The 13,518-nt window shown below is 38.9% G+C and carries 12 protein-coding genes; 6 read left to right on the top strand and 6 right to left on the bottom strand.

Translation table 11 applies throughout. The features are described 5' to 3' along the window. The 6 genes from R4Z09_RS20270 (at position 1) to R4Z09_RS20245 (ending at position 5,460) form a co-directional block, all read left to right on the top strand. Positions 1 to 876 carry an FAD binding domain-containing protein gene (locus R4Z09_RS20270; protein ID WP_338453317.1) on the top strand — a complete coding sequence of 292 codons (876 nt, stop codon included), beginning with the start codon at positions 1 to 3 and terminating at the stop codon, positions 874 to 876. Beyond that, positions 854 to 3,118 carry a xanthine dehydrogenase subunit D gene (gene pucD / locus R4Z09_RS20265; RefSeq protein ID WP_338448538.1) on the top strand — a complete coding sequence of 755 codons (2,265 nt, stop codon included), beginning with the start codon at positions 854 to 856 and terminating at the stop codon, positions 3,116 to 3,118. Before R4Z09_RS20270 ends, pucD begins: the two co-directional genes overlap by 23 nt. Then, complete coding sequence (locus R4Z09_RS20260) at positions 3,112 to 3,651, top strand: (2Fe-2S)-binding protein (RefSeq protein ID WP_338448537.1); 540 nt, start codon at positions 3,112 to 3,114, stop codon at positions 3,649 to 3,651. Before pucD ends, R4Z09_RS20260 begins: the two co-directional genes overlap by 7 nt. A 160-nt stretch (positions 3,652 to 3,811) precedes the next feature. After that, the gene (locus tag R4Z09_RS20255) at positions 3,812 to 4,051 is read left to right on the top strand and encodes a Fur-regulated basic protein FbpA (protein WP_338448536.1); all 240 of its coding nucleotides are present in this window, start codon (positions 3,812 to 3,814) and stop codon (positions 4,049 to 4,051) included. A gap of 275 nt (positions 4,052 to 4,326) precedes the next feature. Then, positions 4,327 to 4,869: a DUF2179 domain-containing protein gene (locus tag R4Z09_RS20250; protein WP_338448535.1), complete on the top strand. Its 543-nt coding sequence runs from the start codon at positions 4,327 to 4,329 to the stop codon at positions 4,867 to 4,869. A gap of 114 nt (positions 4,870 to 4,983) precedes the next feature. Further along, a complete protein-coding gene (locus R4Z09_RS20245) occupies positions 4,984 to 5,460 on the top strand; it encodes a hypothetical protein (RefSeq protein ID WP_338448534.1) in 477 nt (158 codons plus the stop codon). Here R4Z09_RS20245 and R4Z09_RS20240 read toward each other — a convergent pair. From R4Z09_RS20240 to R4Z09_RS20215, 6 genes are all read right to left on the bottom strand, one after another. After that, positions 5,457 to 6,572: a hypothetical protein gene (locus R4Z09_RS20240; RefSeq protein WP_338448533.1), complete on the bottom strand. Its 1,116-nt coding sequence runs from the start codon at positions 6,570 to 6,572 to the stop codon at positions 5,457 to 5,459. The two genes, R4Z09_RS20245 and R4Z09_RS20240, sit on opposite strands and share 4 nt — an antisense overlap. 18 nt (positions 6,573 to 6,590) lie before the next feature. Further along, positions 6,591 to 7,610 carry a Nif3-like dinuclear metal center hexameric protein gene (locus R4Z09_RS20235; protein ID WP_338448532.1) on the bottom strand — a complete coding sequence of 340 codons (1,020 nt, stop codon included), beginning with the start codon at positions 7,608 to 7,610 and terminating at the stop codon, positions 6,591 to 6,593. A gap of 131 nt (positions 7,611 to 7,741) precedes the next feature. After that, entirely contained in the window at positions 7,742 to 8,104 is a 363-nt protein-coding gene (locus R4Z09_RS20230; protein WP_338448531.1) for a Na-translocating system protein MpsC family protein, read from the bottom strand. 283 nt (positions 8,105 to 8,387) lie between these two features. Then, positions 8,388 to 10,451: a cation:proton antiporter gene (locus R4Z09_RS20225; RefSeq protein ID WP_338448530.1), complete on the bottom strand. Its 2,064-nt coding sequence runs from the start codon at positions 10,449 to 10,451 to the stop codon at positions 8,388 to 8,390. An 886-nt stretch (positions 10,452 to 11,337) separates the two neighbouring features. Next, the gene (locus R4Z09_RS20220) at positions 11,338 to 12,363 is read right to left on the bottom strand and encodes a DUF3231 family protein (RefSeq protein ID WP_338448529.1); all 1,026 of its coding nucleotides are present in this window, start codon (positions 12,361 to 12,363) and stop codon (positions 11,338 to 11,340) included. A 181-nt stretch (positions 12,364 to 12,544) separates the two neighbouring features. Beyond that, positions 12,545 to 13,435, bottom strand: coding sequence for a LysR family transcriptional regulator (locus R4Z09_RS20215; RefSeq protein ID WP_338448528.1), 891 nt, complete (start codon positions 13,433 to 13,435; stop codon positions 12,545 to 12,547). Positions 13,436 to 13,518 lie beyond the last annotated feature (83 nt).

Here is a 13,518-nt window from a genome sequence, read left to right as displayed (position 1 = left end):
ATGAGGATATTAGAAACAAAAGTATGGTCACCAAAAGATATAGGGGAAGCATGGGATATAAAGACATCCTTACAGGACCAGGCTGTTTTTATTTCTGGAGGAACCTTTTTGCAGACAAAATGGGAAAAGGGAGTACCATATCCGCCTCACTTAATTAATCTTGGGGACATAAGGGAATACCATCAGATAGATTCAAGGTTAGAGAAAGATTCCTTTACAATTCATATTGGTGCTTTCGCTAAATTGGCAGAATGCAAGAATCATCCACTGATAAAAGAAACCTTTTCTTTATTATCTGACATGATTGGAACGATTGCTGCCCCTGCCGTTCGAAATATCGGAACAATTGGTGGGAACATTGCCAATCGCACGGGTGATACGATTCCCGCTTTATTAGCATTGGATGCAGAGGTTTCTTACTTTAACGGAAATGAAATCAAAAGAGAACGATTAGAGAGCTGGCTGCAAAAGAACGAAGATTCTCTTATTTTGGAGATTATCTTAACTGAGCCAAAAACATCTTTCAGAAACTACCAATTTTCTAAAAAGGTTGGACGAAGGGAGGCTTTTTCCGCTTCTGTCGTTACGATAGCAGGAGTATGTTCGATCGATAAGAATCGAGTTGAGTTCATTCATCTTGCAGCCGGCGGAGGAGACTCAGTGCCGAAAAGATTGAAAAGGAGCGAAAGGCTATTAAACAATCAATTAGTAGATACCATCAAGCCCCAACAAATTTATGAAGAACTTTTAAAGGAATACGAGCTGGTTTCAGATGCATTTTTTTCAGCGGACTATCGACGAAAAGTGGCTGCCAACCTTTTTATGGCGGAATGGGAAAACTGGAGGGAAGAAAATGGTGAAACATACGTCAAGTAATTTAAAATCATCCCGTATCCGTCCTGATGGATTCGAAAAAGTGACGGGAGGTCTATCCTATTTAACAGATTTACATGTTCCAGGAATGCTTTACGGAAAGATTCTTCGCAGTAAATATCCCCACGCAAAAATTCGTAACCTATCAGTAGAAAAAGCAGAACAGGTTCCGGGTGTCAAGGCTGTTATTATCAGTAAGGACGTGCCTGGCCTCAATGGGTTTGGTTTGATTTTTCCAGATCAACCGGTACTTTGTGATACAGTTGTACGTTATGTGGGAGATGCTGTTGCCGCTGTTGCTGCTGTAACGCCGGAAATAGCTGAAAAGGCCCTTCAAGCGATTGAAGTTGAATATGAACCGCTCCCAATCATTGAAGATCCCGAGAAAGCACTCGATCCCTCTAGCATTCCCCTTCATCCAAACGGAAATATCCTTCACCATGCCAACTATGTGAATGGAAATGTCAAGGAAGCATTTCCAGTATGTGATGTGATCGTGGAAGAAACGTATCTGCTGCCGAGGCAAATGCATGCCTATATGGAAACAGAAGGTGGGGTTTTTGTCCCGGAGGAAGATGGCAGATTAACCATTTATGCTGGAACACAGCATGGATACAAGGATCGCTTTCAATTGGCTCGCATTTTAAATCTACCCGAAACACAGATTCGAGTAATCTCAAGTCCGATGGGCGGGTCCTTTGGAGGGAAGGATGAGTTGAATGTTCAGCCTTATGGAGCACTATTAGCGTTCAAAACCGGATGTCCGGTAAAAATTCATCAATCAAGACGGGAGTCTGTTCGATCAGGTATAAAAAAACACCCGATGAAGATAACCATGAAAACAGGTGTGGCTAAAACAGGAGAGATACTTGCGCACAAGGTAAGAATCATTGCAGATACTGGTGCGTATGCCACACTTGGACCCGCTGTGCTGGATTTTGCAGTAGAACATGCAGCCGGTCCTTACAGGATTCCGAATATAGAAACAGAAGGATTTTCCATTTTTACTAATAATGGGGTAGCTGGTGAGTTCCGTGGTTTTGGCGGAAACCAGATTACCTTTGCTTTGGAAGGACAAATCGATCGACTAGCCGATCGGCTTGGCATTTGTCCCATCGAGATGAGGAGGATCAATCTCCGTAAACCAACCGATCCAGGCCCTGTCGGTCAAGAAATAGCTCCAACAAACGGAGATGCACTTGTATTAGAAGAGATTTCTAAGTCTCCTTTACTGAAAATGGAAAAAGAAATTAAAAAGGAAAGCTGGAAGAAAATCGGTGTTGGGGCAGCAATCAGCATGCATGGAGGCGGTCTAGGATTCGGGAGATTAGATCCGGCAGGAGGGAAAATATCTTTAAATAAAGCTGGCAAAATAGAAATCTCTTTTGGGTTTGAAGAAATCGGCCAAGGTCTATTAGCAGTTATAGAGACTTTAACAACACAGATCATCGGCTGTTCACCTGCGGACTTGGTCATTGTGATTGGTGATACGGATAAAGTTCCGTCCTCAGGTTCTTCAACAGCATCACGAGGAACGAGTATGGTATGGCACAGTCTGCAGCTGCTAAAGGGCCCATTTATTGAGAAAATGCTTGAAAAGGCATCACAAGCTTCAGGTTATCCGAAAGAACAATTATTTCTTAACGACAACGGTGTCTGGCTCCGTGATAATGGGGTTGAAAAACTGGCTGTTACTTTTAAACAGCTTTCTTATGAAACAATGGATCAATCGATTAGTGTAGAGACGAGATTCGACTTTCCGACAACTCCTGATTCTATCCCAGGTGGACATTTTTTATATTCGTTTGCTGCAGTGGCGGTGAAAGTAGAAGTGGATCTTTTAACCGGTACGGTAAAAGTCGTCGATATCGACCAAGCTGTATCCGCTGGCCCGGTTGTGAATCCAAATGGTTATTTGGGCCAAATCGAAGGTGGAACAATTATGGCCTTGGGTTATTCCCTCTTAGAAGAAGCGCGGATGATCCAAGGCAGGTATGTAACAGAAAACCTTGACACCTATATGATACCAGGGATTCAAGACATTCCTACGAATATGCATTTGAAGGCCATTGAAGAATTATGGGAAGGCGATTCATATGGACCAAGGGGAGTTGGGGAAATTGGAACAATCGCCCTTGCCCCTGCAATTGCAAGAGCGATTTATAACGCAACCGGTCATTGGGTAACGAAATTGCCAGTTGCTCGAGAAGAGCTTCTGCAAACAAGGAGGATGATCGAATGGTAGAAAAACAGGCGAAGTATCCACAGCATTCCTATGAACAGCAAATCATAACCATTTCTCTGATTGTGAACGGAAAGGAACAGAAACTGCAAGTGGAAGCGACAAAACGTCTGGTAGACATTTTGAGAGAGGATTTCACGTTAACAGGGACGAAAATTTCGTGTGAAATTGGCCGCTGTGGTGCATGCTCCGTTTTAATGGATGAGAAACTGGTAAACTCTTGTTTAGTCCGGGCTTACCAATTAGATGAAAAAGAAATTGTGACCATCGAAGCGTTAAGTCAAAATGGCTTGCACCCGATTCAGAAGGCTTTTCTTGAAGAAGGGGGATATCAATGCGGCTATTGTACACCGGGAATGATTATGGCGGTAAAAGCTCTGCTTGAAAAGAATCCGGTGCCGGACGATGAGCAAATCCACGATGCATTATCCGGGAATCTTTGCCGCTGCACAGGCTATGGCGGGATTATTAGGAGTATTCAAAAACTAAGGTCCATGGGGACGGATTTCTCGTCCCGATATGGTCCAAAACAATAAGGTGCCAGGCGACATCCACTTACTAAAACATTATACATTTAATTCATACTTAACTTATTTGATTTTTTTATGTTACAAACTTTAAAAAATAATAGGCTTATTATTTCAAATATTTTTAGGACTATAACAATACATTAGAGATAGGCGGATGCATATTTTTATGAATGAATATGAAGGGGTGATTGGCATGGGTGATATTCTTCGGAAAGGTGTGGAAGAGAGGCGGAAAAACTTAATCGAGAAACTGATTGCTTATGATGTTTATAAGAAAGATGACGAGCATCTTTATGGGTTATTACTTTCAGAATTAGAGAATGAATATAGAAAACTTCAATCACAAGCCCATCCTCACGATACATTTGGCTCTATAAAATGGAATAGTAGAAAATCAAAGCAATAGTCATCCATATAATATTTAGTGAGTCGAGGGGACAGGTTCGTTGACCCAAAATAAATATTAAAGTGCACAGGCATCATCCAGAAGGGGATGCTGCCTGTGCACTTTTTTATGTATAATGTGATTTTTTATTTCATATATTTAGTGTTAATGACCTCTACATAAATCTGTTTTATGAATAAATCCTTCAGAATTTTCTGGTAGGTTCTTTTTTTCTTCGAGGGGTTCAACCTAGTTATGATTTGTCTCAATTTAATCATAAAAGCGGGGTAATAAAAATGAAAGATGTTCTTTTAATTTTACTTCTGCAATTGATATATGTCCCGATATTCAGTCTTCGTACCATTATGCTTGTTAAAGGATACCGAGTTAATGCAAGTTTGTTCGGTTTCTTAGAATCAGTCATTTATGTATTCGGCTTGTCCATTGTGTTAACGGGGGAACAAAGCATAATTTCGATGATTGTTTATGCAGTAGGCTTTAGTGTCGGTATTTTAATCGGTTCAAAAATTGAAGAAGAAATGGCAATTGGATACATTACGTTACAAGTAATTTTGACCAATAGAAACAAAGCGTTAATTGATCAATTGCGCGAAGAAGGATATGGCGTTACGGTTTATGTTGCCGAAGGAAAAGATGCTGACCGTTATAAATTAGAGATCATTACAAAGCGAAACCAAGAAGAAGGTTTAATTGAAATGATTAAAGAATATGAGCCTCAAGCGTTTATTATTGCTTATGAACCAAGATACTTTAAAGGTGGTTTTATCTTAAAGGCTATGAAAAAACGTCGAAGGAAAAAAACGATTAGGTATATTTAATGTCGTGGTCCCTTTTAATAGAATCTACACCAGGGTGCATAGCAGCATCAAAGCTTTCTGGGTCGATGGACCTGTCCCTCTGACCCTTAACATGCGTGAGTGGGGGAGATAGGGTTGATATCCATTGGATTTGAGTTGTTTGCTCATCAAGCACTTGCCGTTCTGCCTGGTTATCATTTTTCGATGTATATAATACAACAAGGAAAAAAATGGGCCTCTTCTGCAGGAAAGGATGTTTACCAAGTGGATCGATTGATTTTACCCAATAAAAGAATAGCGGCAACTGGCCGAATTCATCATTTATCAACCATTACGACCAATTCATATGAGCCGCTGCAATCGATTCCTTGTGTACCTATTCCATATCCTGACCAGAAGAGACCCAATCTAGGTCTAGCGTTAACCATTTCGAATGAAAAACTGGCAGCGCAGATGAAAAAAATCAGTTTTCTCCACTTTGTTATACAAGACGCAAAGGATGAAATTCGCGTTCCTCTTTATCTAGACCCACATGCATTCAAAACCATTTCACCTACTGACTTTCACTTAGATATTTCAGGTCAAATCGAGAAGCACATTCCATTCACCTAAAGTAAAATGGGCGAAAGGATCAATACAAGTAAAAAGGCTGTGATAAGACGCATGGCAATACCTAACGCTGCAGCTCCCATGGCTTCTTTTTCACTTAAATCTGAATTTGCTGCCCATATAACTGGAATTTGTCCAAATACGGTTGATAACGGAAGCCCAGATGATGCCAAAATAAAGGAACCGATCACTAATCGAGGATCCAATGTCGTTGCTATTTCAGCTAGTTTGCCCATCGCTAAAGTCGGGCTTGCTAAAATGGATAGGATGCCCGTCCCTGGATCGATATTTAAGGCCAGAAGAACGGTGGAAAGACCAGATTCAATAAATGACCATATACCAATATAGTCTAAAACCCCAATCACCGCAAAGACGACTGCGACAGCAGGGATAATAAGCAGGAACAAAAGCTCTGCACCTTCCCGGGCAGCGTTAAACAAAGTAGGTAAAAATCTTGTATCAGGAGTGAACGTTGGCAAATCCTCCAATTTCACTGCTTTTGTGTTACGATAAACCGTTTTGGAAAGGAGCCAAGGGACAACAATAACGGGAATAAACACTGCTAATACCACAATGATAAAGGCATTGACTCCAACAGCAGTTAAGGCTACTAGTCCTAACATAAAGGTGGAAAAGGATTGCTGCGACTGAACCATTGTTGCCACCGCAATTTTCTGTTCATCCTTTGTTGCTCCTGAACGGACTAAGATCGGGCCTGCAATTTTTCCAGCAGCATTAATATCACCGAGGATATTATAAATACTTGGTATCACAACGGAAGAATTAATCTTCATAAGCTTCGTAATCGGAATAAACAGCCTCATCAAAGCGTCTGTAAAGCCTAATCTTTCCAAGGTTCGTCCGATAATAACACTCACAATAATAGCGACACCGACAGTCCCTGTTAAAAAGACATTCACAACCGTCGGAAATACATGGTCAACGACAGAGTTAAAGAGACCGGCGAGAGTACCAGGTGAGATTAATAAAACAAGCAAGGATGCAATAACCAGAACTACCCCAACAAGCTCGATTCGTGTCCATTTGCGCTTATCCGGTTGCTGGGCTGGGACGGTTTGGATCTTTTGTACAGTTTCAGCATTGAATTCACTCATTTACATCTCTCCTCACAATTATTGATTACTGATTGCTTTCGGTAATAGGTGCTGTGAAGCCATCTCTTGTGCATATTGCTTCATTTCCGGTGTTCCCACTGTTTTTAATGATGTACTCGTAATTCTTTCACGAAAAATGACTACTTCAACAGAAGGTAGTAGCGACTGGAGAGCATAGGCAAGGGGCAGCCCATTTTCCAAAATTTCCAACACATGACAGTTACCGACGATAAAATTGAGTCCCTGCTCTTTGGCGGTTTCAATTAATGCATGTCCATCATATACTCGGCTGATGGACGCCATCACTGTGTCTGCTTCTGGATGCTCCTTTACGGCTTGTCTTAAATTCTCCGGTGAAAATCCTGTATGAGGAAAAATGTGCAAAATATGTTGAACAGGACTATTCTCATTACCTAGCAAAATTCTTCCTTTTGTGACCAAGCTCGTTTCAGTCATGGATGAGGCACCGCGAATTTCTTTTTCCATAAATAATAAGGCTTCCTCTTCGTTTAATCCCATATACTGATCGAGTCGATTTAATATGTCTCCAAGTGTATTCACGTTATCAAGGGTTTTGCCAACAAATAATACATTGCCATGATTCCCGCCATAGGATATTTCTGTGCGGTATGCTTGATGGCCGTGCAGATAGGAGATTCCAGGATGTAATCCATGGAAGGCCTCATGAAGTTCAAAGGCGGCAATGTTATATAAGTCTAGATAATTTTTAAGAGTGACACCTCCTGAATTAGCAGCTTCTGCTATCGGATGATGGGCAATAATTGCATCCACTCCTGTCGCGCCAGCCAATTCAATACTGCCTTCTGTCATGGTCATGGTTACAGCGATTTTGTTCACCTTTTGATCAAGGCTGCCATAGACGAGGCCCGGCGTTTCAATGATATCCTTTCCTGGAAGATTGGAGGATTTCATGATCACAAATGGATGATCACCGCTTGATATATCCGCCAGCGATTTCACCACCCTGCCACCTGTTAATTGATCCAAAGCTTCTAATACATCCCTTACTGTTTGCATTCCATTTCCTCCTTTTTTATAGAAAAAATAAAAACCGCCAATACAAATCAAACAGAATTAATCTGTTAGATCGTATTGACGGTTGTACTGCACTCGATTAAGAGTTCATTCTACCAGTCACGATTTTGGTGTTAACCGGAAATATAGTTTTTAGCATCTTGATCAAGGATAATAATCGTTACAGAAGTTTCAATATCTGGGTCATAATCTTTCATAATTGAAAGGACCTTCATCCCGTATTTATTTTCCATGATTGTCTTTAATTCCATTTTGAAAGAATCAATGATGGCCACATCGACTAACCGAGTGATCAAGCGATTATTTTCGTCCAAATATTTGAGAGAGGAGATTCGTTTATGATTGGCAAAAATGATCACTTTTTCCCCTAATAGATCAACCTTTTGACTTTTGACACCAATGTCAAACATCCTAAGGTTTATCGTATTATAGTCTTTAATTAACTCTTGCTTAAATTGACCGGTTGACAAGGTCATGTTCATCACCTTGACTTACTATTATTTCGAATTGTTAGAATTTTATGATTTCAATCTTAGCATACACCTATTTATTTGTAAATATTAATTTAAAATATTTGGTAGAGTACTAGAAGTATTTATCTTAGTACATGGTAAGATAATGATAATAAATAATATAATTATGGGGCAACCCCAGAAAGAAATACTAAAGAATCGCATGTAGTCCAATTTTACAAAAAAACCTCGATAACTCTTATTGGAGTCAACGAGGGTTAGACCACACTGCAATACATAAAATCTATTAGTCTTCATAATCACTTTTAAAAAGTAATTCTTTCGGAATTTCAGTACCACGTGAGCCGCGAATGTCTGTTTCCTTCATTTCTGTTGGGTAGAACACGATGAAGTTCTCAAGATTCATTGAAGCTAGTTTTTTCGGTATCGTTTCTAAGTCTGGGTGCCATGCCACAGTTCCTCTTCTAGCACTTAAGAAAATCACAAGATCGGTTGATTTAACATCATTTAAATCATTTTTATAAAGTGAATTCCAGCTATCAATGGATTGGAATTCAACTTTAACATTAGGATGTACATTTTCGGAAACCTTTTTATAAGATTCTAAGTCATCGCGAATGACAAGGCTTCTAATTGTCGCGCTGAGTTGTGAAGCAATGCCCTTAATAATTGAAATTGAATCTTCAAAACCCGGCTTGTATACGATATTATTTGGCAGAATAAGAATCACCCGTTCGATCGTATTCAACGGTTGCCTGATATTTGTTATGAATGAGCGTTGATAGGTATGTTCAAGAAAATTATCAATAACTTTCCCGAAGACCTTTTGGTTCCCTACATCTACACCATCCCATCCCACTATGATTGTTGTGATTCTTTCTTCCGTAGCAGCACGTTCTATTCCCCATCCAATATTATGATCCACACGTGTCAATATCTTAGCAGAAACATCTGCCCCTGATGCATACATGAGCGCGTGTCCAAGCATACTTTCAGCTTGAGCTACTTCATTGCTTGCCTGTTTTAAATCCTTTTGAACGATTGTTAATGGATAAAGTGGTTCATCTGTCTTTTTTGCCTTTTTTAACAAAAATCCTAAATCCAGTAGAGATTCCATTGTTTTTGGATTCGCCATCGGGATTAATATACGTTCAGGAAGTGTATCGTCTAGTACCGTTTTATCTTGTACAACGGCCAGTTTTCTGCCATATTTTTCACAGAAGTATGGGCCCAAAATACAAGTAACTAAAATGATAACAATTACAGCATTGATTATTTGCTGGTCAAATAATCCAAGTCGATACCCAACAAGTGTGATTGCTAATGTTGCTGCAGCATGTGTAGTGGAAAGTCCAAAGATCACCTTGTTTTCTGTCTTGGAATAACCATATACTTTACTCGTAACCCAACTGGCAAGCAATTTACTGCCAATTGCTGTAATTGAGACTAATAGGATTGTTAGTAATGCATCAGGGCTGGATATAAGAACACGAAGATCCATTAACATACCCACAGATAACAAGAAAAACGGAATAAACAATGCATTTGCCGTAAAACTGATTCTATTCATTAATGGGCCATGATCATAAATGTAACGGTTTAAGGCTAGACCGGCCAAGAATGCCCCGATAATTGGTTCTAATTTCACGAATAATGATATGGCCCCTGCAACGAATAAAATGGCCAGAACAAAGTTAAATTCTATCGTTCCTTCATGATTAGAGCGTTTAAAGAACCACTTAGTCAAATAAGGGGTAAAAATGAGAATGACTACTGCAAAAAGCGTTGTGGCAATAATCAAGTATACTAAAAATCCAAAGGTTAAATGGTCTTCAGATGCCCCTGTTATTACAGCAAGAACAAGCAATGCTAAGCTATCTGTTAATAATGTACCGCCAACTGCTGTTGTTACAGCTTTGTTTTTCGCAACGCCAAGTCGGCTAATGGCAGGATACCCTAAAAGGGTATGTGAAGAGAAAATACTGCCAAATAAAATGGCTGATAGCTTACTGAGACCAAGCCATAATCCTACTATTATTCCCAGAATAAATGGTATTGAAAACGAGAGGAAGCCAAATAAAATACTGCGATTTCGGTATTTTTTGAAACCATCAAGGTCCAGCTCAAGACCTGCTATAAACATGATAAACAATAATCCGACTGTTCCAAGCAATTCAATTGTTGAATCTCGTGCTAATATTTCTAGCCCGTTTGGTCCGACGATAATTCCTGCTAAAATGGGTCCAATAATAGCGGGTACTCTTAGTTTCTCCATGAGTATAGGGAAAATTAAAAAAATTAACACAGCAAAACCAAATATAAGAACTGGTTCTTCTAGAGGGAAGTGCATAGATATCCCAACCTCACTTTCTACTTGCTAACTTTAGCATAAGTTTTTTAAGTGAATAATAATGTACTATAGATAATTTAATATTTAAACCTATTGGTCTCAAAAGCCATTATAACCATTTATCCTTCTAGGTGAAAAAATAAAGTTTGAAGATAAAATGGCTTTGTATACGATTGATTGAAGGGTCGTTTAATTCAATACGGGGTAGTACCATCATTTCGCTTATTGTTAATCATCTGGGTTTCGCTGGCGTACCCCTATTAGGAGGCTGATTAAATGAATGATCATAAACATAGAAAGGCCGACAGAGAACATGGAAGTGAATCACCGTGGATATACGTTGTCATATTAGTGATTGCTATTGCTCTTTTAATCGATAAGTTTTAAATCCTTCCTTTGATGTCCCAAAAAAGCTTCCAAAAAAATCAAGTCAGTATGGGTAGCGTACCATGCAAGAATGAACCTTCATCAATCAGGTGCTTTTCTTGGAAAAAGAGCAAAAAAATAGAATGCTGCAACTAGTCTAAACCCTAAATTATTCACTTTAAAAATCCCAAACACCAAATATGAAAGCCAAATTCCCTGTTATTTATTAACCCTTTACTTTATTCAATTTATTAATTTTACTTATTGTTTATGAGTAATATTAATTATTAAAATTGCATAAAATTACTCGGGATTAGTGCATAACAACAAACATAGGCTTATTCTTGGACAAAGGCTGAATTCAAGGTACATCCAATTTAATACTCTTGGCAGCAGATGGTTAGAAAAAGGAGTAACGCAGAATATGCACTTAGAAAACATAAGCCATTGATCTTTAGGATTGGGTCAATGGCTTTTTTATTTTCGCTTTAATAATGAAGAATTACGTCTCACCGATAGTTTATTGACCTCTTTCCGGTGCAATTGGCGGGTGTTCCATCCAACCATTCTCAATCATCAATTTTGCTGCATCCTCAACAAATTTGCCAATCTTCAAGAACGATTTTGTATATAAGTATCCAACATCGTGCCTTCCATTGACAGCGACTGAATTTCCAAACGCCCTTATTTTCATAGAAAACATATCCATCTTATGAAATAGCATGATTTTATCTGAAAAAGGAGAAAAAGTGGTGGTTGTTATTAAATCGTCAAGAAGGGATGGGGCAGGCAAAGAGGCATCTTGCAGCATTTGCATATATTGCTGAACATTTTCAGCCGTCATCTCTCTTCCTTTTTCAAACAATTTCCGAATCCGTTCATCCTTTACCACTTGGGCAAAAGCGGTAATAAGGGCTTTACTTGTGACATTGTTTTCAATATTATCGTAAAAATGAGTGATCTCTAATGCATGTAAAGGGCGCACGTGTCCAAAGAAACCGTTTAGAAAATCGTTAGTAACAAAATCTGGTTTATCCGGCACTGGAATGATAGGTGGTTTATTGATAAGCCCTTTATTCATTAAGATTTCTTTAATTTGGTCCATTAATTCGATTGTCGAGATTATACAATTTGTAAAGAATTCTTTGATATCTTTTCTATAGACTAGAGGGATCGCAATGCTATAAATACTAAGCCCTGCCTTTGAAATATATTTCAAATAATGCGGATAGTATTCATCCTGAAATAAACGAGGAGCACCTAGATTGACATCCTCCTCCAGACTAAATCCTTTAGGTGGAAAGAAATTTTCCTTTTTAAAAATATCTTCAATTTCCTTCAAAAATCCTTCGCTCAAAGTCAAGGCATTTTCTAACAGAGTTTTAATATCCTTATCGTCCACATGTTTAAGAAAATAACTCAAAATACAGATTCCCATGCTGTTTCCCATATATGCAGCCCAAAGTTTCCCCATTTCTGCCGCTGTTAATGGTTCGCTAATGTCTGTCTTATATGAGCCTAATTTAATTGGTTTAATTGTACGCATAACGACTCCTTCCAAAATCTATACTCATCATTAGTTTGTTCCAGCAATAGGAAAATATTAATTTTTTACGTGAAAAAGGAAGGGAAGAGGGTTCCAAAATTGTAAATTTAGTATGTAAAAGAAACCGGTACTCAATTAGTAGAGTACCGGTTTCTTTTACACTGCAGTTTTTTGAGTCAAATTACTCTATTGACATACCCTTCACCCGCGTCTCCACAAATTCCTTAAAATTCGTTACCGCAGGAGACAAATATCCATTTTTCCTCCATACCATTTGGATGACTCGAAAGCATGGTGGTGACTGGACGCGGATCATTGAAATTTTACTTTCGTCAAGATTGGGGATATACGGTACAATAGCAACGCCCATATTGGCCTTTACGAGGTCTGAGACTGTCCTCTCTTCATAGCCTTCAAAAATCTTTCTTGGATGAAATCCTGCTTCAATACAGAGATTTTGTATTAAATCATGTAGGGCTGTTTGAGGCTTGAAAAAGATAAACGGATCATCGGCTACTTCACTTAAATTTACCTGTTCTTTGCCCGCCAGCCTGTGGCCAGCTGGAACAATTAGGAATAATTCTTCGGACAAAACGGGCAGGGAACAAAGACCTTCATGCGGTTCAAGCGGGGAACAGAAACCAATGTCAATGGTTGCATCTTCTACTCCTTTTAAAATCTTGCTTGAAATATTTTGCGATAATCGAAAATGAATGTTCGGAAATTCCTTTTGGAAATCGCTGATTAAATCTGGTACAAAACTCGAACCAAGTGTTTGGATAAATGCAAGCGAAATGGTTCCATAGTTTGGATCAACCATATCATGGATTTTTTGCTTTCCCTCTTTCATTTCTGATAGTACTTGGTTTGTTACCTTGAGAAAGACCTTCCCATATTGGTTTAATACGACTCCGCGGCTTTTTCTTTCGAATAAAGGGACACCAATTTCTTCTTCAAGCCGCAAAATGGAACGGCTTAACGCTGGCTGTGAAAGATTTAATTCTTCGGAGGCTTTGGTAAAACTCTGATATTTTGCAACGGTATGGAAATAAAAAAGCTGGTCAAAATCCATTTGACATTCTCCTTGGTATATCAATGATATTACTATTATGCATGGATAATATAAAAAATACAATTATGTATGCATAGCAAAAA

Source organism: Niallia oryzisoli (assembly GCF_036670025.1).
Classification (GTDB): domain Bacteria; phylum Bacillota; class Bacilli; order Bacillales; family Cytobacillaceae; genus Bacillus_BD; species Bacillus_BD oryzisoli.
The sequence above is the reverse complement of the archived record's forward strand: the minus strand, read 5'-3'. Positions and strand labels throughout refer to the sequence as shown.

Excerpts from the sequence above, each read along its gene's own strand:
- R4Z09_RS20270 (WP_338453317.1), top strand. The coding sequence starts at position 1 with ATGAGGATATTAGAAACAAAAGTATGGTCACCAAAAGATATAGGGGAA.
- pucD (WP_338448538.1), top strand. The coding sequence starts at position 854 with ATGGTGAAACATACGTCAAGTAATTTAAAATCATCCCGTATCCGTCCT.
- R4Z09_RS20260 (WP_338448537.1), top strand. The coding sequence starts at position 3,112 with ATGGTAGAAAAACAGGCGAAGTATCCACAGCATTCCTATGAACAGCAA.
- R4Z09_RS20255 (WP_338448536.1), top strand. The coding sequence starts at position 3,812 with ATGAATGAATATGAAGGGGTGATTGGCATGGGTGATATTCTTCGGAAA.
- R4Z09_RS20250 (WP_338448535.1), top strand. The coding sequence starts at position 4,327 with ATGAAAGATGTTCTTTTAATTTTACTTCTGCAATTGATATATGTCCCG.
- R4Z09_RS20240 (WP_338448533.1), bottom strand. The coding sequence starts at position 6,572 with ATGAGTGAATTCAATGCTGAAACTGTACAAAAGATCCAAACCGTCCCA.
- R4Z09_RS20235 (WP_338448532.1), bottom strand. The coding sequence starts at position 7,610 with ATGCAAACAGTAAGGGATGTATTAGAAGCTTTGGATCAATTAACAGGT.
- R4Z09_RS20230 (WP_338448531.1), bottom strand. The coding sequence starts at position 8,104 with ATGACCTTGTCAACCGGTCAATTTAAGCAAGAGTTAATTAAAGACTAT.
- R4Z09_RS20225 (WP_338448530.1), bottom strand. The coding sequence starts at position 10,451 with ATGCACTTCCCTCTAGAAGAACCAGTTCTTATATTTGGTTTTGCTGTG.
- R4Z09_RS20220 (WP_338448529.1), bottom strand. The coding sequence starts at position 12,363 with ATGCGTACAATTAAACCAATTAAATTAGGCTCATATAAGACAGACATT.
- R4Z09_RS20215 (WP_338448528.1), bottom strand. The coding sequence starts at position 13,435 with ATGGATTTTGACCAGCTTTTTTATTTCCATACCGTTGCAAAATATCAG.